Here is an 18,404-nt window from a genome sequence, read left to right as displayed (position 1 = left end):
TCTGGACTAACTTTCCCCCGTGGTAGTTAGACACAACCTATATGCGAAAGTTTTCATTAAAAAGAAGAAAAATTGTTAAAGGGGGATTTTTAACATGGAAACAATGGGTCGTCACGTAATTTCAGAATTATGGGGTTGTAATTTCGAAAAATTAAACAATATGCAAGAAATTGAAAGAATCTTTGTTGATGCTGCACTTAAATCAGGAGCTGAGGTTCGCGAAGTAGCATTCCACAAATTTGCTCCACAAGGAGTAAGTGGAGTAGTTATCATTTCTGAATCACACTTAACAATTCATAGCTTTCCTGAGCATGGCTATGCTAGCATTGACGTTTATACATGTGGTGAATTAGATCCTAATATCGCTGCAGATTATATCGCTGAGGCACTTGGCGCTCAAACTCGTGAAAATATTGAATTACCACGTGGTATGGGTCCAGTACAAGTTAAACAAGCACAAGCGAAAGCACTTTAAAATTAATAACAAATCGTCTAAAATGGTAAGAGGTGTATATTATACACCTCTTTTTATTATGAAATTTTAAGGAGCGAACAGATGGGCAGCCTTCAATCATTTTTTAGCAATCATTGTGAAACCAGTGACAATCATAGAGATCCATTACTTAAAAGCCATTATTATAAAGTAACAAACAAACAAGCCATTCAATCAATTAAAGATTTTATTACTAAGCAAAATGGTTTTAACCTAACCTCTATTTCAGAAGAACGCGGAGAGATGAGCGTTTCCGTATCTAAAAAGAGAAAAGCATTTATGGTGATAACGGTTATCTCTGTTAGACCATTTGAAACAGCTATAGACTTTTCGGTTACTACCGAAACAAGTGTATTACCTATGGACTTTGGATACAGTAAGCGATTGGTTCAGTTTATGTATAAAGAATTAGACGGGATACTTCCTCTTCTAAAACGGTAAAAATGTGGAATGAATTAAAACTTGTACTAAGACAAGCTTTCTTATAAGATTGAATTAAGAGCAACTAACTTGACGGGGAATGATGTGTACTCACTTTTTCTCCTAATAGCAGTAGATTGGAGCTGATCTTATGAAGTGCCCAGTGTGTCAAAATAACGGAACTAGAGTACTTGATTCTCGCCCAGTCGATGATAGCAAATCTATTAGACGAAGACGGGAATGTGAAAAGTGTTTACATAGATTTACCACATTTGAAAAGGTTGAAGAAATCCCTCTAATCGTAGTTAAAAAGGAAGGGATTCGTGAAGAATTTAGCCGCGAAAAAATGCTACGTGGTCTAATTAAAGCTTGTGAAAAACGTCCTGTCTCATTGAAACAATTAGAAGATATAGCACATGAAGTAGAGAAAGAGCTTCGAAATCAGGGTAACTCAGAAGTGAAAAGCGTAGAAATCGGTGAAATGGTAATGAACCGTTTATCAAAAATAGATGAAGTAGCATACGTTCGCTTCGCATCTGTGTATCGACAATTTAAAGATATTAACGTCTTTATCGAAGAACTCAAAGAGCTTATCAATAAAGACAGATAGAGAGCTTATAGAATTAAGCTCTTTTTTCCTTTAAAATAAGAGAAAGATTATTATTTAACGGAAAGTTGAGTGAAAGTATGAAACAACAACAACACTGGAAGGATCTTCTGCCAATTGATCGTTATATCGTGCGCTCTGCGGACATGCTAAATGAAAATGATCGAAAGGTGCTCACTCTCCTTTATCAACCGTTAATCGGCACAAAGTGCTTTAGCCTCTATATGACCCTTTGGAGTGAGTTAGAACAAAATCGAATGTGGGGTGAAGAAACAACACATCACGGTTTAATGGCTATTATGCAAACTAATCTAAGAGACATATACCAAGAGAGATTGAAGCTTGAGGCAATTGGCCTAATGAAAACATTTGTGAACGAATCAGACGATAATCGCCTTTTTATATATGACATACAGGCACCATTAACACCTAAAGAATTTTTTACTGACGGTGTTCTAAACATTTTCCTCTATAATCGACTAGGAAAAAATAAATTTATGATGTTGAAACGGTTTTTTTCTGGGGCAGAAATTGATTCACAGAACTTTAAGCCTATTACGAAAAACTTTAATGAGGTATTTAGCTCGATTAATCCTTCTGAAATGGCTGTAAATATTAATGAAGAAACAACTGGTAATACACAGCTTGACCAAAATAATAGTTTTTTCGATCGACAAGGAAAACAAGAAATTCACTTTAGTGAAGATCTGTTTGATTTTGATTTGTTTTTTGCTGGTATATCTGAGGTTATGATACCTAAAAAATCCATTACACCAAAAGTACAGGATGCAATAAAAAAGCTGTCGTTTCTCTATTCTATTGACCCGATACAGATGCAAAATATTGCTATGAGTGCAATTAATCATAATGAAATGATTGATATTGAAAAATTAAGGAAGGCAGCAAGGGATTGGTATCAGTTTGAACATGGAGACCATCTTCCAGCACTTTCAGAAAGAAGCCAACCAATTCCTTATCAAACAATGGCTACTCGTGAGCCGGAGTCAAAAGAAGAAAAGTTGATTAAGCAACTTGAGACAATTTCTCCAAGGGCTCTGTTAATTGATATATCCGGTGGTGCGGAACCTTCATCTGCAGATATGAAAATTATTGAAGATGTTATGTTCGGGCAACAGTTGTTACCTGGTGTCGTAAATGTCCTAATATATTATGTAATGCTACGTTCAGATATGAAGCTTACAAAAGGGTATGTAGAAAAGTTAGCCAGTCATTGGTCGCGTAAGCAAATACGTACTGTTCCTGAGGCTATGACATTGGCAAAACAAGAACATCGTCAATATCAAAATTGGGCAAAAACAAAAAGTGAACCAAAGCAAAATAAGCGTAAGGCGGTTCGAACTGAAATGTTACCAGACTGGTTGCATCAGGAAACTTCTGAGAAACAAGAAGAATCTAGTCAGAAAGATTTCGAGCATGAGAAACGTGAGTTAGAAGAAAGAATTAAGAAGTTTAAAAAGAAAACGTAATTCATTTAATTGTAAGGGGTGAACATAATGGAGCCCATTAATCATTCGTTAAAAAAACTAATCAGTAATGACAAATTCAAGAATCGTTTTGATTCCTTAAAAAGAGAAGTGTTAAGTCACCCACATATTAAAAGCTTTATTGAAGAACATAAAGAACAGATTACGGATGACATGATAACTCGTAGTTTAGGGAAATTATACGAATACATTAATCAGAGCAAGGAATGTGACCAATGTGCAAGCCTAGAAGCTTGTAAAAACATGCTTCAGGGTTATCATCCACACTTAGTACTAGAAGGCAAGATTATCGGTCTTAATTATGATCGATGTCCAAGGAAAATTCTTCATGATGACCGTTCTAAATTCAAGTCATTAATTAAAAGTATGTATATACCTAAAGAAATTTTACAGGCTTCTATTGATCGTATTGATTTAGATGACCCTGCAAGATTTAAGGCCATTTCAATGGCGCAAGATTTTGTAGAAACATATGATAGTGATAAACCAGGTAAGGGATTGTATGTTTATGGTCCATTTGGAACAGGAAAAACCTATATTCTAGGTGCCATTGCCAATGAGTTAGCTAGCAAAAATGTACAGTCTATGCTTATCTACGTACCAGAGTTCATGAGAGAGCTTAAAGGCTCATTACAGGATTCTTCTTTTTCGGAGAAAATCGAGGCAGTAAAAAAAGTACCAGTATTAATGCTTGATGACATTGGGGCTGAATCAATGTCTAGCTGGATTCGAGATGATATATTAGGAGCAATCCTTCAATATCGCATGTTAGAAAATAAACCCACCTTCTTTACCTCAAACTTCGATTATACTCAGCTTGAACATCATCTTGCCTTTACACAAAGAGGTGAGGAAGAACAAGTTAAGGCTGCTCGAATCATGGAGAGAATAAAATATTTAGCAAAACCGGTTGAATTAAGAGGCAAAAACCGTCGAAGTGAATAGAGTCAATCCTTTAAAGGGTTGGCTCTTTTTTGTACATATGAAATTAGTTGTGATTAATCCTTAAAGTTTACTGCGGCCAGCTCCAGCGCCTAGCCTCTCGAGGTCAAATAACCTTTGCCATAAAAAGTCGAAGAGCAGACTTTTTCTGTCACAGAACATTTGCTTGTCGGGGCTGATCAAGGCGCTTGCGCTTTTGTTCTTAAAAGTTCTTATTCTAAAATTTCGCCTGTCCCCATATACATAAAACAGGTATTGTTGAAAAGGGGGGACAAACTTGATTGAGATTCACTTTCAAGAATCCTTAGATGCTTTAAAATTATATGAACGCCTTTGCTCGGCACAACAGGAGCGTAACATAAATTACATAGATGTATTATATGAACAAGAAAACATAATTACGATATGTATAGATAAAAAGAGTAATGAGCTAGTGGATTCTTTTATTATTCCAGTGATAACAAGCTTTTTTATTGAGACGAAAGAAGATATTTGGATGCTATCAATGATGCAAGAGTTATTTTACTTTTCCGATTTTGAAGAAAGACAACAAATATTAGAGATTGCTAGATCCATAATCGAAGGTGAGCGTAAGGGGATTCCTGTTATTGCAGACTTAGTGCCTAGAGAAGAGTTGATTTCTACTTCGTTAAGTACACTGCTAACAGATTCGATTTCCTTCTCATTCGAGTCATTCATTAAGTTCCGGTTAAAAGACTATTCGGATCGATTGCTACAATATGTTGAAATATCAATTGATGAATATAAGCTAGAACAAGAATATCAGAATTTCATTCAAAATCTAAGAGATTATATCACTGAACGGGATTCGAAGTTAGAGCACGTTAACATATTGCATAATGATCAGTTTTTATTGTTTAGTGAGCAATTTTCTGAAATAAAAAGAGATGAGGTTATAAAATACATTGATCGAAAGTTAATTCAAAGTTATCCAATGTATATTGACTCATCCATAATAGCACCACTTGTTTCAATGAACCCAAGTTCGATTAATTTATATACAAATCAAGTTGATGATGGGATGGTGCAAACCATCCGTAACATCTTCCAAGAACGAGTTAGGATATTCTCAAAAAAAGAATTTATCGAGTCTCAGCACTTATTAGTTCATAAGAAAATATAAAAAAGGTTTTCACTGCTCTTGATTTCTAAAAAAATTAGAACTATAATACTCTACATATAATAATCATATAAACAAGTTATGATGAGGACATGAGTGTGTAAAACCGGTTCCAAGAGAGGGAAGACCAGGCTGAAAGCTTCCTAACACGATTGTACACTTACCACCTTTAAACTTCAGTAGTGAACATTAACACTAGTTAACAAAGTAATTACTGACGGCCATTACCGTTACCAAATTCTTGAGCCATTTTTGAGGCAATGATGAGATGCTTAGCTTATCATTCACTAAAATGGGAACAAGGGTGGAACCACGAGATATAACTCGTCCCTTTCTATAGGGACGGGTTTTTTTATTTTTCAAAAAAACATATGTAGGAGTGAACATGATGTCAGATGTAGTAAAAATTGCATTTCCAGATGGAGCAGTGAAGGAATTTCCAAAGGGGATTACAACTGAAGATATTGCTGGGTCAATTAGCCCAGGATTAAAAAAGAAGGCATTAGCAGGAAAACTAAATGGTAGTCATATTGATTTACGTACAGAAATCAACGAAGATGGAGAAATTGCCATCATTACTCAGGATACAGATGAAGCACTTGAAATCATGCGCCATAGTACGGCCCATTTAATGGCCCAAGCGATTAAGCGCTTATATGGTAATGTAAAGCTTGGTGTAGGACCAGTTATCGAAAATGGCTTTTATTATGATATTGATATCGAGGAGTCATTAACACCAGAAGATCTTCCGAAAATCGAAAAAGAAATGAAGAAAATAATAAGTGAAAATATAGATATTGTTCGTAAAGAAGTGAGTAGGGAAGAAGCATTAAGTCGATATGAAGAAATAGGTGATAACCTAAAAGTAGAACTAGTGGGAGCAATCCCAGAAGGTGATACGGTAACAATTTATGAGCAAGGAGATTTCTTTGACCTTTGTCGAGGGGTACATGTCCCATCAACAGGAAAAATTAAAGAGTTCAAGCTATTAAGTATTGCTGGTGCTTACTGGCGTGGAGATAGTAAAAATAAAATGCTTCAGCGTATATACGGTACTGCATTTTTCAAAAAAGCAGAGCTAGATGAATACCTACGTTTGCTTGAAGAGGCAAAAGAACGTGATCATCGTAAATTAGGTAAAGAGTTAAGCCTATTTGCAAATTCTCAAAAAGTGGGACAAGGTTTACCACTATGGCTTCCAAAAGGAGCAACAATTCGCCGTGTAATCGAGCGATATATTGTGGATAAAGAAGAAAGATTAGGTTATCAACATGTGTATACACCAGTTTTAGGGAGTGTTGAATTATACAAAACATCTGGACACTGGGATCACTATCAGGATGGAATGTTCCCTAAAATGGAAATGGACAATGAAGAGTTAGTTCTTCGCCCAATGAACTGTCCACACCACATGATGATCTATAAGAATGAAATACACAGTTATCGTAAACTGCCAATCCGTATTGCAGAACTAGGACTCATGCACCGCTATGAAATGAGTGGAGCACTATCAGGTCTACAGCGTGTTCGTGGGATGACTTTAAATGATGCTCACATCTTTGTTCGTCCTGATCAAATCAAAGACGAGTTTATTCGAGTGGTAAAATTAATTCAGGAAGTGTATAAAGACTTTGGACTTGAAAACTATAGCTTCCGTTTATCGTACCGTGATCCAGAAGATAAAGAAAAATACTTTGATGATGATGCAATGTGGGAAAAAGCACAAAGTATGCTTAAAGAAGCAATGGATGATCTCAATGTTGAGTATTATGAAGCAGAAGGAGAAGCTGCGTTCTACGGTCCTAAATTAGATGTACAAGTACGTACTGCACTAGGTAAAGATGAAACACTATCTACTGTTCAATTAGACTTCTTGCTTCCTGAACGCTTTGACTTATCGTATGTTGGGGAAGATGGGAAGCCTCACCGCCCAGTAGTAATACACCGTGGTGTAGTATCAACAATGGAACGTTTTGTTGCGTTTTTAATTGAAGAATACAAAGGGGCATTTCCAACATGGCTAGCTCCTGTACAGGTTCAAGTGATTCCGGTTTCACCAGAAGTTCATCTTGACTACGCGAAAGAAGTTAGAGAGAAGCTTCAAGCTGAAGGCTTCAGAGTAGAACTTGATGACCGTGATGAAAAGATTGGTTATAAAATTCGTGAAGCTCAGATGTTAAAGGTTCCTTATATGCTAGTTGTTGGTGATAATGAAATCAGTGAGCAAGCAGTTAATGTTCGTAAATATGGTGAACAGAAATCAGAAACTGTACCATTTACAACATTTGTAGGAGATCTTTTAAACGAAGTTAAAAAGAAGTAGAAAAAAACTTCTTGATATTATGTGTATATTTTATTATAATGAATTTTGTTGCTAAGAAAAGTACATCTGTTGACAATTCAACTTGCGACATGTTATAGTAACTAAGGTGAATAATTGAATACTTGTTTAAAAGAAGGAGCACCCGCTTCTCACCTGATTGACGCATCTATGCAGTTGGTAGGTAACAATTCGAAGTCTTTTACGTATTAATAAAAAAAGAAATCGTATAGTGTGGGTGTCTTATGCACCCACACTTTTTGTTTTACTCAAAAAATCGGGATCAATGTGAAACTTGTGTTTCACTTGATGTAAAAAACAGTATTCGTTCATATTTCCTTGGAGGTGTCTAATTATTAGCAAAGACATGATGGTAAACGACGGCATTCGTGCTCGAGAAGTACGTCTTATTGGACAAAACGGTGACCAGCTTGGTATTAAATCAAAGACGGAAGCGCTTGAAATTGCTGCCACAGCTAATCTTGATTTAGTAATGGTAGCACCAACTGCGAAACCACCTGTATGTCGTATAATGGACTACGGAAAGTTCCGTTTTGAGCAACAAAAGAAAGACAAAGAAGCGCGTAAGAACCAAAAGATTATCAGTATTAAAGAAGTGCGTTTAAGTCCAACTATTGAAGAACACGACTTCAATACGAAGCTACGTAATGCAATTAAATTCCTTGAAAAAGGTGACAAAGTTAAAGCGTCAATTCGCTTTAAAGGTCGTGCGATTACGCACAAAGAAATTGGTCAACGTGTTTTAGACCGTTTTTCTGCAGCTTGTGCAGAGGTTTCAACTATAGAGTCTCATCCGAAAATGGATGGACGTAGTATGTTTTTAGTTTTAGCACCAAAAAATGAATCTAAGTAAGTAATGAAATGAGGAGGAACACCTTATGCCTAAAATGAAAACTCATCGTGGCGCTGCAAAGCGTTTTAAGAAAACTGGATCTGGTAAATTAAAACGTTCACATGCTTATACAAGCCACTTATTCGGTAACAAATCTCAAAAACAAAAACGTAAATTACGTAAGGCTACAGTAGTAAGCAAAGGCGATTTCAAACGTATTCGTCACTTACTAGACAACTTGAAATAATATCGGGTCTTTATAGATTTTTAGGAGGGAAACAAAATGCCAAGAGTTAAAGGCGGTACAGTAACACGCAAACGTCGTAAAAAGGTAATAAAATTAGCTAAAGGTTATTATGGTTCAAAACATACATTATATAAAGTAGCAAATCAACAAGTAATGAAATCATTAATGTATGCATACCGTGATCGTCGTCAAAAGAAACGTGATTTCCGCAAATTATGGATTACACGTATCAACGCGGCAGCACGTATGAACGGTCTTTCTTATAGCCGCTTAATGCACGGATTAAAAGTTGCTGGCATCGATGTTAACCGTAAAATGTTAGCTGACCTAGCTGTAACTGATGAAAAAGCATTTGCTGAATTAGCAAACGTTGCTAAAAACGCTAAATAAATAATAATTACTAAAAGGTCATTCTCACAACTTAGAGAATGGCCTTTTATTATATAGGAGGAGTACTAATGGGCAACATAGGACTTATAGCGTTGATTTACATAATCCTGAATTTTTATGGATATATTCTAATGAATGTTGATAAAAAAAGAGCCATTAAAAATGAATGGAGAGTATCTGAAAAAAAGCTTTGGGTTATTTCTCTATTAGGGGGAGCTCTTGGTGTGACAATAGGGATGAAGCATTTTCGTCACAAAACGAAACATTTCTCGTTTAAATACTTTTTACCAATCTTATCATTTCTTACCTTGGCTCTTTATGTATTTATTATAATTAATTTGGCATAACAGCTCGTTTCATTGTATATGTTTAAAAGAGTATTGGAATAGTATCACCTTTTGGTGCGTTACAAATGATGTATACAATAAATGAGGTGATCTAAAATGGATGAGACAATGTCTATGTTATTTGTCTTTGTTGAATCAACCGGTTATTTAGCGCCATTTGCATTTATCTTATTGCACTTATTACGTTCATTTTTCTTTATACCAGTTGCAGTGATTTGTATTGTTGGTGGAATTCTATTCGGGTCCGTATTTGGAACGTTGTACTCTTTAATTGGTTTAACGTTTGTAAGTATCACCTTCTATATTTTGTTCAAAAAAATGCCTTCTACCTTTAAGCGTGTCATTGTTCTAAAGGAAAAATGGCTTGGAAGTAGTGTGAATTTTACCATTGGTCAAATTGCCATTTTACGATTAATTCCATTTATAAATTTTCATCTTCTTTCATTATGCTTAGTTGAAGTCACGAGGAATTTCCGTCAGTATGTCAAAAATTCATTTACAACGAATATTCCTGTAGCGCTTTTTTATACTGTGTTTGGCCAGTTTATAAGAGAGTTTTCTACGACTATTATTATTATGATCTTATTAGCTCTAACTCTTCTGTTCTATCTTCTACGTGAAAAACAAGTCATTATTAAATGGGATGTGTTTTTTAAAGATAAGGCTGAAAAGTCGTATTTGTAATAATTCATAAATGCTGCCTTTCACTTTGAACCTTGTCGTTCCTTTGCGCTACAGGCACTTGCTTTCCGCGGGGAATTATGAAAAAGCCCAACTGCCGGCTTTTTCAAGAGCGAATTCCCATCGGGGAGGAAGTCGAGCCTCCTCGGCGCTGTGCGCCTGTGGGGTCTCGACCTTTCCTCAATTCCCGCAGGAGTCAAGTGCCTTCCGCTCCAATCCACTATTAGTCTAAATATAAGTGACGCATTTCTTGAAGAAAGACAAAATAAAAAACTTTAGAGATAATAATTTTATCTCTAAAGTTTTTTTGTAGTTTAGTTACCATTGATTTTTATTGAGTAAGAACTCTTTTATTGGACTTTTCCAGTCTATTTTTGCATTAGGGTAGTATGCTTTTAGTTTACTTTCGATAAATTTAAAGTCATCACGTGATAGGCCTTGTAGTTTTGAATCGTCTTTGACCCAAACAAAGATAGAAACAACATCAAAGGACTGTTTAGTAGTGCCTAAGTATTTTTCACCCTCGAATAATACACCTTTATATGTGAGTAAAAAATTTTTCCTTACATTTTTAGGGTCATCATATAAGAAGTACTTTTTCTGGTCATGAGCAAGCTCTAGTTTGCGTTTAGGGCTAAGTAAATACTTAATAATACCGTATATAATGTAAAAAATTAATGCAAAAATCAATAAACGTATGAGCAGAACGAACATAAGGGCTCCTCCTAAAACGATTATCCTATATATACGAATGAAATGAAGGAAGGTTTCATGATTTTAAAAGTTTGTTATAATTTTTAATGAAGATATCAAAAGTTCTAAAATAATTCAAGAAAATAGGAGTGTAAGAATGAATATAGATACAATGTTTGAGTTACAAAAAGTGCTTGATATTCATATTAAAGAAAAACATAATCTTGAAATGGAAAATTTAATTGAGAGAAAAATTCTTGCCTTACTGGTTGAAATAGGAGAGCTTGCAAATGAAACGAGATGTTTCAAGTTTTGGAGTATTAAACCACCTTCATCTAAGGAAAAAATTCTTGAAGAGTTTGTAGATGGAGTACACTTTATTCTCTCAATAGGTTTAGACCTTTCTTATAACGCTGGGTTTGAGTTGACTATTAACGATGAAGAATTATCTTTAGTAGATCAGTTTCTTTCAATATATCAACGAATTGCAGATTTTCAACTGAATCATACTAAGGAAACTTATAAAGTCTTACTATCGGAATACTTTAATCTCGGTCGATTACTTGGATTTACTAAAGAAGAAATTATGTTTGCTTACATCTCTAAAAACGAAATCAATCATGAACGTCAAGAACAAGGATATTAAAATAGTAAGATTTTGTACATTTGATAGCGTATTCTGTATAATAATTAATGTGATTAGAGAATTAGAATACATATAAAGTTAGGGGAGTCAAACTAATGGCAAAATTAGATGAAACATTAACAATGTTAAAGGACTTAACTGACGCAAAAGGGATACCAGGGAATGAACGTGAAGCGCGTGAAGTAATGAAGAAATACATAGCGCCTTTTGCTGATGAAGTGACGACTGACGGATTAGGAAGCTTAGTTGCAAAAAAGGTTGGTAAAGCTGATGGACCGAAAATCATGGTCGCTGGTCACCTTGATGAAGTAGGTTTCATGATTACTCAAATTGATGACAAAGGATTTCTAAGATTCCAAACAGTAGGTGGCTGGTGGTCACAAGTTATGCTTGCACAACGAGTAACGATTGTTACTAGCAAAGGAGATGTTACAGGTGTGATTGGTTCAAAACCACCGCATATTCTATCTCCAGAAGCACGTAAAAAGCCAGTGGATATTAAAGATATGTTCATTGATATTGGAGCATCAAGTAGAGAAGAAGCAATGGAATTTGGAGTGCGTCCTGGAGACCAAGCAGTTCCTTTCTTCGAATTTACTGTTATGAATAATGAGAAGATGCTATTAGCAAAAGCATGGGATAACCGTATTGGCTGTGCCATTGCAATTGATGTGTTAAAACAGCTAAAAGGTGTTGAGCACCCTAACATAGTTTATGGAGTAGGAACTGTTCAAGAAGAGATTGGTCTGCGTGGAGCTAAAACATCGGCACAGTTAATCAAACCAGATATTGGTTTCGGGGTGGATGTTGGTATTGCTGGAGATACACCTGGAGTATCTGAAAAAGAAGCGATGAGCAAAATGGGTCATGGTCCACAAATCGTTCTTTATGATGCATCCATGGTTTCACACAAAGGACTTCGTGATTTTGTGGTAAACATTGCTGATGAGCAAAACATTCCTTACCAATATGAATCTATGCCTGGAGGCGGAACAGACTCTGGAGCAATTCATTTGACTGCAAATGGAGTGCCTTCATTATCGATCACAGTTGCAACTCGTTACATTCATTCTCATGCAGCAATGCTTCACCGTGATGATTACGAAAATGCAGTTAAACTAATTGTAGAAGTAATCAAACGCTTAGATGCAGACACTGTAAAAACAATTACATTTGACTAATAGAAAGAAGACTTGCCTCCCAAATTGTGGGTGGCAAGTCTTCTTATTTTAGGTTTGTAATAGCAAAATCCAAATTTAATACTATGTTGATTTCCGTGGAAGGCACGAGACTCCTGCGGGAGAAGTGCGTCAAAGTGAGACCCCACAGTCGCATAGCGCTGAGGAGGTAGGTTTTTTCACGACAGTGAAAATAACCTTCCTCTTCCACCCGCCGAAAGCGAGTGCCTGTAGCTGAAATCAACAGGCATATTCAGCACAAACTATTTCTTTAATCCTTGTTCTAATGTAGTAAGCATTTCTTGCTGCTCATCTTGACTAGCATTTTGCCAAATCACTTCGAATAATACCCCTAAGCCAGGAAGCATTTTCTCTTCTCCACTCTGAATTGCATCAACAATTGTATCCTGTAATTCACTTTGAGAGTTTCCAGTTACATTTGTAATAACTGCGTTACGTAAATTAAGATTCATACTAAACACCTCTTTATGTAGATTTTTCATACTTATCATTTGTCATTGTTGGTTTTATTATGCAGATAAATTAAGCTATAATGGAGAAAAACCTTCATGTAATAAGGAGCATCTACATTGAAAAGAATAGAATCAGTCAAAAATACACAAGTAAAACATTGGAAAAAGCTGCAGACTAAGAAAGAAAGAGAGCTTAGCAAAACGTTTATAATAGAAGGCTTCCACTTAGTTGAGGAGGCATTGAAAACAAAGGATATCGTCCGTGAAATCATCATAAGTGAATCAGTGACAATTCCGTCTACTCTTAAAGTAGATAATGTAAACATGACTATCGTTACAGATGAAGTGATGAAGTTTATAAGTGAGACTGAAAACTCTCAGGGGATTGCTGCTGTGTGTGAACAGTTTCAACATACTAATACTAGATTTTCAAAACTACTACTAGTTGATGCTGTTCAAGACCCTGGAAACCTAGGTACGATGATTCGGACAGCCGATGCAGCGGGATTAGATGCTGTAATCGTAGGGGAGGGATGTGTAGATGTTTACAACTCAAAAGTTGTGCGATCTACTCAGGGTGCGATTTTTCATCTCCCTATCATTAAGGCTAATTTAGAAGAATGGATTATGAGTCTTCAAGAAGAAAAAATTGACATATATGGTACTGCATTAGATGATAGAGCAGTATACTATAAAGAAGTGACAGCAAAGCAATCATTTGCTTTGTTAGTAGGTAATGAGGGTAGTGGAGTGAATCCAATTCTACTAAATCGAACAACTAAGAATCTCTACATACCGATTCACGGGAAAAGTGAATCACTTAACGTAGCTGTTGCAACGGGAATATTGTTGTACCATCTACAAAACTAATGTGGGGAGGGAGTATTATCGAACATTTCTTTGGTCGGACAAATCAAGGAGAGCCTTTTCAGTTTTTGTCAGGTAGCCATCTTATTATGGTAGGTCTACTAGTTTTTCTTGCATTCCTACTCTATTTTTACAGGGAGCAGATAAGAGGTACAGTATGGGGGCAAAGTGTAAGAATCTTACTAATATTGATCCTTGTATTAAGTGAGGTTACACTTACCATTTGGTATAATTACACAGGTGTATGGGACGCTGTTGATACCTTACCCTTTCAACTATGTTCAATCTCCCTCATTTTAAGTGTTTTTATGTTAGTCACCAGGAATTATCTATTATTTGAAGTCACCTATTTTTTAGGAGTGGGTGGTGCTCTACAGGCAATGCTGACTCCGGAGTTATTTTATGATTTTCCGCACTATCGTTATTTTCATTTTTTCCTGGCACACATCGCAATAATAGTAGCCAGCTTTTATATGATTTGGATTGAAAAATATATACCTACATTGAAGTCAGTCCTTAAAGCATTTTTGGCGATAAATATTATTGCTGTCTTCGTATTTACTATAAATAAAATCACAGGCGGCAACTACATGTTTCTAGCTCATAAACCTAGTAACCCAAGTCTAATTGATTTACTAGGTCCTTATCCATGGTATATTTTATCGTTAGAATTTGTAGCCTTGGCTATGTTTTTCATACTATATATCCCATTTGCACTCATAAATAAAAAAAATAGGCAATAGTGGATTGAGTTGCACAATAGAAATCCGTATACTATAATAATAAACGATTTAATATAAAATGAATGACTATGATAGAGTAGAGTAGCTTAAAGGTATCCATTAAGGGAGAAAATGCCATAGACTGAGAGCATTTTTATGGAAATGTTAAGTGAATTCACCTCTTGAGTCGACACCAGGACCGTATAATCAAACTACGTAAAGGTGTACCGGTTTTTACCGTTATCAAAATCAAGTGAGCAGATAAAGTTATTATCTGTTAACAAGGGTGGTACCGCGATGATATCCTCGTCCCTTTTTTAGGGGCGGGGTTTTTTGTTTTTTTTAGGTATTACTCAATAGACCATTATTAAGGAGGATTACAAATGAAGGAACGTTTAAAAGAACTTCAACAAGAAGCAATCGCAAAAGTTGAAGCAGCTAATGATTTAAAAGCACTTAACGATGTTCGTGTAGAGTATTTAGGAAAAAAAGGCCCAATTACTGAAGTATTAAGAGGAATGGGGAAATTATCAGCAGAAGAACGCCCTTTAATGGGAGCTCTTGTCAATGAAGTGCGTGAGTCGATAACAGAAAAAATCGCTGAAAAACAAGCTGAACTTGAAAAGGCAGAAGTCGAAAAGAAGCTAGCTTCAGAAACAATCGACGTAACCTTACCAGGACGCCCAGTTAAAGTGGGTAATCACCATCCGCTAACAGCTGTAATTGAAGAAATAGAGGATTTATTTTTAGGCATGGGCTACTCCATTGCAGAAGGACCAGAAGTTGAAAAGGACTACTACAACTTCGAAGCATTAAACTTACCTAAGGGCCATCCTGCACGTGATATGCAAGATTCCTTCTACATAACAGAAGAAATTTTGCTGCGTACTCACACTTCACCAGTTCAAGCAAGAACAATGGAGAAGCATAAAGGAAAAGGTCCTGTTAAAATAATCTGCCCAGGAAAAGTGTATCGACGCGATAATGATGATGCTACTCATTCACATCAATTTATGCAAATTGAAGGTCTAGTCATTGATGAAAACATTCGCATGAGTGATTTAAAAGGAACTTTAGAAGTGTTCGCGAAAAAAATGTTCGGTGAAGACAGAGAGATTCGTCTACGTCCTAGCTTCTTCCCGTTCACTGAGCCTTCAGTAGAGATGGATATATCATGTTTTATCTGTAGTGGAAAAGGCTGTAATGTATGTAAAAAAACAGGCTGGATCGAAATTCTAGGTGCTGGAATGGTACATCCGAATGTGCTTGAAATGGCGGGCTTCGATTCGAAGAAGTATACTGGTTTTGCATTTGGTATGGGTCCTGAGCGAATTGCAATGCTGAAGTATGGTATTGATGATATACGTCATTTTTACACAAATGATATGCGTTTTGTAAATCAATTTAAAAGAGCTTAATTGAAGGAGGGAATTCACAACATGTTTGTTTCTTATAAATGGTTGTCTGAATATGTTGACTTAACTGGAATTACTGCATCAGAACTAGCAGATAAGATCACGAAAAGTGGAATTGAAGTCGAAGGTATTGAAACATTAAATGAAGGTATTAGTGGAGTCGTCGTAGGTTATGTAGTAGAGCGTGAAAAGCATCCAGATGCTGAAAAGTTAAATAAATGTCTTGTTGATATTGGTGAGGAAGAAACAGTTCAAATTATTTGTGGAGCGGCTAATGTAGACAAAGGACAAAAGGTGGCTGTTGCTAAGGTTGGAGCAGTCTTACCAGGCAATTTTAAAATCAAAAAAGCAAAACTTCGTGGTGAGGAATCACATGGGATGATTTGTTCACTACAAGAACTTGGGATTGAATCAAAGCTTGTTTCAAAGGAATTCTCTGAAGGAATCTTTGTTTTCCCAAATAATGTGGAAGTTGGCACAGATGCGTTAGCGCAACTGAATCGAGATGATCAAATCCTGGAACTCGGGCTCACACCAAATAGAGCAGATTGCTTAAATATGCTTGGAGTTGCCTATGAAGTTGCAGCTATTCTTGGAAGAGACGTAAAGTTTCCTTCGATTGAATTATCAACTAATTCTGAGCAAACAAGTAGTTATGTATCACTATCAGTAGAAGCAAGTGAAGATAATCCTTTATATGTAGCTAGAATAGTTAAAAATGTAAAAATTGGACCATCTCCATTATGGCTTCAAACACGCCTAATGTCTGCGGGTATTCGCCCACACAATAACGTAGTTGATATTACAAATTATGTTTTACTTGAATATGGTCAGCCGCTTCATGCATTTGACTATGATCGACTTGGTTCTACCGAAATTTTAGTAAGACGTGCTTTTGATGGCGAAAAAATTACAACACTAGATGATGCACAGCGAACTCTAACGAGCGATCATTTAGTTATTACAAATGGTAAGGAGCCTGTGGCCCTAGCTGGTGTAATGGGTGGTGCTAATTCTGAAGTACGATCAGACACAACAACTGTTCTAATTGAATCTGCCTATTTTACGGGTGCTACGATTCGAAAGGCTTCTAAAGATCATGGATTACGAAGTGAAGCGAGTACACGTTATGAAAAAGGAATTGATCCTACTCGTACACGTGAAGCTGCTGACCGTGCTGCTGCATTAATGGCTGAGCTTGCTGGTGCTGAAGTAGTTGGTGGTGTTGTTGAAGTGGATACATTATCAACAGACGCTACAGTTGTATCTGTTACCTTAAATAGAATTAATAACGTTTTGGGAACATCTATAAGTAAGGACATAGTTAGCCAGATCTTCACGAATCTTAAATTCGATTTTCAAGAAGATAATGAGACGTTTACAGTTAAAGTTCCTTCTCGTCGAGGGGATATTACGATTGAAGAGGACCTTATTGAAGAGGTAGCAAGGTTATACGGATACGACGAAGTGCCGACCACTTTACCTGTTGGAGAAAGTACGCCTGGAAGGTTAACTGAATATCAGCAAAAGCGTCGTCTTGTTCGACGATATCTTGAAGGAGCTGGTTTATATCAAGCGGTAACCTATTCACTAACTAGTGAAACAAAAGTAAACCAATTTGCTCTAGAAGCAACGACTCCAATTCGACTTGCAATGCCGATGAGTGAGGAACGTAGTTTATTGCGATTAAGCATTGTACCTCATTTACTTGAAGTAATTGGTCACAATGTAGCTCGTCAAATTGACTCTGTAGCTATTTACGAAACTGGCTCTGTGTTCCTTTCTACAAGTGAAAATGAACTGCCTGTAGAAAAAGAACATTTAGCAGGAGCTGTGACAGGACTCTGGCAAGCACATCTATGGCAGGGAGAAAAGAAAGCAGCCGATTTCTATGTTGTCAAAGGAGTTCTTGATGGGCTCTTCCAATTGCTTGGTTTAGAGAGTCAGATTGAATATCATCAAACAGCAATTGATGGTCTTCATCCGGGTAGAACAGCAATTGTAAATTTAGATGGTAAATCAATTGGTTTTATAGGTCAGGTTCATCCTACAGTACAAAAAGAATTAGACCTAAATGAGACGTATGTTTTTGAGTTATCTTTAAAGAGTTTACTTGAAGCAGAAGTAGAAGCGATTACCTATACTAGCATTCCTCGTTACCCATCTATGACTAGAGACATTGCTCTTGTTGTGGATAAAAAGGTTGCAGCTGGTGATATTCAAAAGGTTATTGCTGAAACAGGCGGAAAGCTAGTAAAAGATGTTTCTATTTTCGACCTGTATGAAGGGGATAAAATGGAACCAGGTAAAAAATCTGTTGCGTTCTCACTTCGATACTTTGACCCAGAAAGAACATTGACAGATGAAGAGGTTACCAAAACACATAATAAAGTATTAAAGGCTGTAGAAGAAAAGTTTGCGGCAACCTTACGTTCTTAAGTCTAGCAAAAAGCGTTCTTAACGA

The 18,404-nt window shown here is 36.3% G+C and carries 20 protein-coding genes and 3 other annotated features; of the genes, 18 read left to right on the top strand and 2 right to left on the bottom strand.

Going from position 1 to position 18,404, the window contains the following annotated elements:
• Positions 1-94 precede the first annotated feature (94 nt).
• From speD to J2Z26_RS13490, 12 genes are all read left to right on the top strand, one after another.
• Positions 95-475: an adenosylmethionine decarboxylase gene (gene speD / locus J2Z26_RS13545; protein WP_193535729.1), complete on the top strand. Its 381-nt coding sequence runs from the start codon at positions 95-97 to the stop codon at positions 473-475.
• A gap of 81 nt (positions 476-556) precedes the next feature.
• Positions 557-934: a cytosolic protein gene (locus J2Z26_RS13540; RefSeq protein WP_193535727.1), complete on the top strand. Its 378-nt coding sequence runs from the start codon at positions 557-559 to the stop codon at positions 932-934.
• A gap of 130 nt (positions 935-1,064) precedes the next feature.
• Positions 1,065-1,523, top strand: a complete 459-nt coding sequence (nrdR, locus tag J2Z26_RS13535) for a transcriptional regulator NrdR (protein ID WP_193535725.1) — start codon at positions 1,065-1,067, stop codon at positions 1,521-1,523.
• A 77-nt stretch (positions 1,524-1,600) separates the two neighbouring features.
• Entirely contained in the window at positions 1,601-3,007 is a 1,407-nt protein-coding gene (locus tag J2Z26_RS13530; protein ID WP_193535723.1) for a replication initiation and membrane attachment family protein, read from the top strand.
• A gap of 27 nt (positions 3,008-3,034) precedes the next feature.
• On the top strand, positions 3,035-3,970 hold the full coding sequence (gene dnaI / locus J2Z26_RS13525) for a primosomal protein DnaI (RefSeq protein ID WP_193535721.1): 936 nt from the start codon (positions 3,035-3,037) through the stop codon (positions 3,968-3,970).
• Between the two features lie 274 nt (positions 3,971-4,244).
• Positions 4,245-5,111, top strand: a complete 867-nt coding sequence (ytxC, locus tag J2Z26_RS13520) for a putative sporulation protein YtxC (protein WP_193535719.1) — start codon at positions 4,245-4,247, stop codon at positions 5,109-5,111.
• A gap of 69 nt (positions 5,112-5,180) precedes the next feature.
• Positions 5,181-5,443 (top strand) — a binding site (T-box leader).
• A gap of 53 nt (positions 5,444-5,496) precedes the next feature.
• Positions 5,497-7,431, top strand: coding sequence for a threonine--tRNA ligase (gene thrS / locus J2Z26_RS13515; RefSeq protein WP_193535717.1), 1,935 nt, complete (start codon positions 5,497-5,499; stop codon positions 7,429-7,431).
• Positions 7,432-7,555: 124 nt separating this feature from the next.
• Positions 7,556-7,697, top strand: a sequence feature (ribosomal protein L20 leader region).
• 83 nt (positions 7,698-7,780) lie between these two features.
• Positions 7,781-8,302, top strand: a complete 522-nt coding sequence (gene infC, locus J2Z26_RS13510; protein WP_193536089.1) for a translation initiation factor IF-3 — start codon at positions 7,781-7,783, stop codon at positions 8,300-8,302.
• 25 nt (positions 8,303-8,327) lie between these two features.
• On the top strand, positions 8,328-8,528 hold the full coding sequence (gene rpmI, locus J2Z26_RS13505) for a 50S ribosomal protein L35 (RefSeq protein WP_193469963.1): 201 nt from the start codon (positions 8,328-8,330) through the stop codon (positions 8,526-8,528).
• Positions 8,529-8,564: 36 nt separating this feature from the next.
• Positions 8,565-8,918: a 50S ribosomal protein L20 gene (gene rplT / locus J2Z26_RS13500; protein ID WP_193535715.1), complete on the top strand. Its 354-nt coding sequence runs from the start codon at positions 8,565-8,567 to the stop codon at positions 8,916-8,918.
• Positions 8,919-8,986: 68 nt separating this feature from the next.
• Positions 8,987-9,265 (top strand): DUF1294 domain-containing protein, encoded by a 279-nt coding sequence (locus J2Z26_RS13495; protein WP_193535713.1) that lies wholly within the window; start codon positions 8,987-8,989, stop codon positions 9,263-9,265.
• 96 nt (positions 9,266-9,361) lie between these two features.
• A complete protein-coding gene (locus J2Z26_RS13490; protein ID WP_193535711.1) occupies positions 9,362-9,949 on the top strand; it encodes a TVP38/TMEM64 family protein in 588 nt (195 codons plus the stop codon).
• Positions 9,950-10,264: 315 nt separating this feature from the next.
• Here J2Z26_RS13490 and J2Z26_RS13485 read toward each other — a convergent pair whose 3' ends face one another.
• Positions 10,265-10,660, bottom strand: a complete 396-nt coding sequence (locus J2Z26_RS13485) for a sigma-w pathway protein ysdB (RefSeq protein ID WP_193535709.1) — start codon at positions 10,658-10,660, stop codon at positions 10,265-10,267.
• 136 nt (positions 10,661-10,796) lie between these two features.
• Between J2Z26_RS13485 and J2Z26_RS13480 the strand changes: the two genes are divergently transcribed.
• The gene (locus J2Z26_RS13480) at positions 10,797-11,285 is read left to right on the top strand and encodes a dUTP diphosphatase (RefSeq protein ID WP_193535708.1); all 489 of its coding nucleotides are present in this window, start codon (positions 10,797-10,799) and stop codon (positions 11,283-11,285) included.
• Between the two features lie 95 nt (positions 11,286-11,380).
• Entirely contained in the window at positions 11,381-12,466 is a 1,086-nt protein-coding gene (locus J2Z26_RS13475; protein WP_193535707.1) for a M42 family metallopeptidase, read from the top strand.
• Between the two features lie 260 nt (positions 12,467-12,726).
• On the opposite strand, the gene sspI is transcribed toward J2Z26_RS13475, so the two are convergent.
• Positions 12,727-12,936, bottom strand: coding sequence for a small acid-soluble spore protein SspI (gene sspI, locus J2Z26_RS13470; protein WP_193535706.1), 210 nt, complete (start codon positions 12,934-12,936; stop codon positions 12,727-12,729).
• Between the two features lie 117 nt (positions 12,937-13,053).
• On the opposite strand from sspI, the gene J2Z26_RS13465 reads away from it, so the two are divergent.
• The 4 genes from J2Z26_RS13465 (at position 13,054) to pheT (ending at position 18,379) form a co-directional block, all read left to right on the top strand.
• Complete coding sequence (locus J2Z26_RS13465; protein WP_193535705.1) at positions 13,054-13,806, top strand: TrmH family RNA methyltransferase; 753 nt, start codon at positions 13,054-13,056, stop codon at positions 13,804-13,806.
• 65 nt (positions 13,807-13,871) lie between these two features.
• Complete coding sequence (locus tag J2Z26_RS13460; protein WP_233459447.1) at positions 13,872-14,546, top strand: YwaF family protein; 675 nt, start codon at positions 13,872-13,874, stop codon at positions 14,544-14,546.
• A 59-nt stretch (positions 14,547-14,605) separates the two neighbouring features.
• Positions 14,606-14,842 (top strand) — a binding site (T-box leader).
• Between the two features lie 66 nt (positions 14,843-14,908).
• Positions 14,909-15,943, top strand: coding sequence for a phenylalanine--tRNA ligase subunit alpha (gene pheS / locus J2Z26_RS13455; protein WP_193535703.1), 1,035 nt, complete (start codon positions 14,909-14,911; stop codon positions 15,941-15,943).
• Positions 15,944-15,964: 21 nt separating this feature from the next.
• The gene (gene pheT / locus J2Z26_RS13450; RefSeq protein WP_193535702.1) at positions 15,965-18,379 is read left to right on the top strand and encodes a phenylalanine--tRNA ligase subunit beta; all 2,415 of its coding nucleotides are present in this window, start codon (positions 15,965-15,967) and stop codon (positions 18,377-18,379) included.
• The last annotated feature ends 25 nt before the right edge of the window (positions 18,380-18,404 follow it).

Origin of the sequence: Cytobacillus luteolus (assembly GCF_017873715.1) — a bacterium.
Classification (GTDB): domain Bacteria; phylum Bacillota; class Bacilli; order Bacillales; family Bacillaceae_L; genus Bacillus_BV; species Bacillus_BV luteola.
The sequence above is the reverse complement of the archived record's forward strand: the minus strand, read 5'-3'. Positions and strand labels throughout refer to the sequence as shown.

What these genes read in the sequence shown, in the direction of transcription:
- speD (WP_193535729.1), top strand. Translation starts at nt 95, where the DNA reads ATGGAAACAATGGGTCGTCACGTAATTTCAGAATTATGGGGTTGTAAT.
- J2Z26_RS13540 (WP_193535727.1), top strand. Translation starts at nt 557, where the DNA reads ATGGGCAGCCTTCAATCATTTTTTAGCAATCATTGTGAAACCAGTGAC.
- nrdR (WP_193535725.1), top strand. Translation starts at nt 1,065, where the DNA reads ATGAAGTGCCCAGTGTGTCAAAATAACGGAACTAGAGTACTTGATTCT.
- J2Z26_RS13530 (WP_193535723.1), top strand. Translation starts at nt 1,601, where the DNA reads ATGAAACAACAACAACACTGGAAGGATCTTCTGCCAATTGATCGTTAT.
- dnaI (WP_193535721.1), top strand. Translation starts at nt 3,035, where the DNA reads ATGGAGCCCATTAATCATTCGTTAAAAAAACTAATCAGTAATGACAAA.
- thrS (WP_193535717.1), top strand. Translation starts at nt 5,497, where the DNA reads ATGTCAGATGTAGTAAAAATTGCATTTCCAGATGGAGCAGTGAAGGAA.
- rpmI (WP_193469963.1), top strand. Translation starts at nt 8,328, where the DNA reads ATGCCTAAAATGAAAACTCATCGTGGCGCTGCAAAGCGTTTTAAGAAA.
- rplT (WP_193535715.1), top strand. Translation starts at nt 8,565, where the DNA reads ATGCCAAGAGTTAAAGGCGGTACAGTAACACGCAAACGTCGTAAAAAG.
- J2Z26_RS13495 (WP_193535713.1), top strand. Translation starts at nt 8,987, where the DNA reads ATGGGCAACATAGGACTTATAGCGTTGATTTACATAATCCTGAATTTT.
- J2Z26_RS13490 (WP_193535711.1), top strand. Translation starts at nt 9,362, where the DNA reads ATGGATGAGACAATGTCTATGTTATTTGTCTTTGTTGAATCAACCGGT.
- J2Z26_RS13485 (WP_193535709.1), bottom strand. Translation starts at nt 10,660, where the DNA reads ATGTTCGTTCTGCTCATACGTTTATTGATTTTTGCATTAATTTTTTAC.
- J2Z26_RS13480 (WP_193535708.1), top strand. Translation starts at nt 10,797, where the DNA reads ATGAATATAGATACAATGTTTGAGTTACAAAAAGTGCTTGATATTCAT.
- J2Z26_RS13475 (WP_193535707.1), top strand. Translation starts at nt 11,381, where the DNA reads ATGGCAAAATTAGATGAAACATTAACAATGTTAAAGGACTTAACTGAC.
- sspI (WP_193535706.1), bottom strand. Translation starts at nt 12,936, where the DNA reads ATGAATCTTAATTTACGTAACGCAGTTATTACAAATGTAACTGGAAAC.
- pheS (WP_193535703.1), top strand. Translation starts at nt 14,909, where the DNA reads ATGAAGGAACGTTTAAAAGAACTTCAACAAGAAGCAATCGCAAAAGTT.
- pheT (WP_193535702.1), top strand. Translation starts at nt 15,965, where the DNA reads ATGTTTGTTTCTTATAAATGGTTGTCTGAATATGTTGACTTAACTGGA.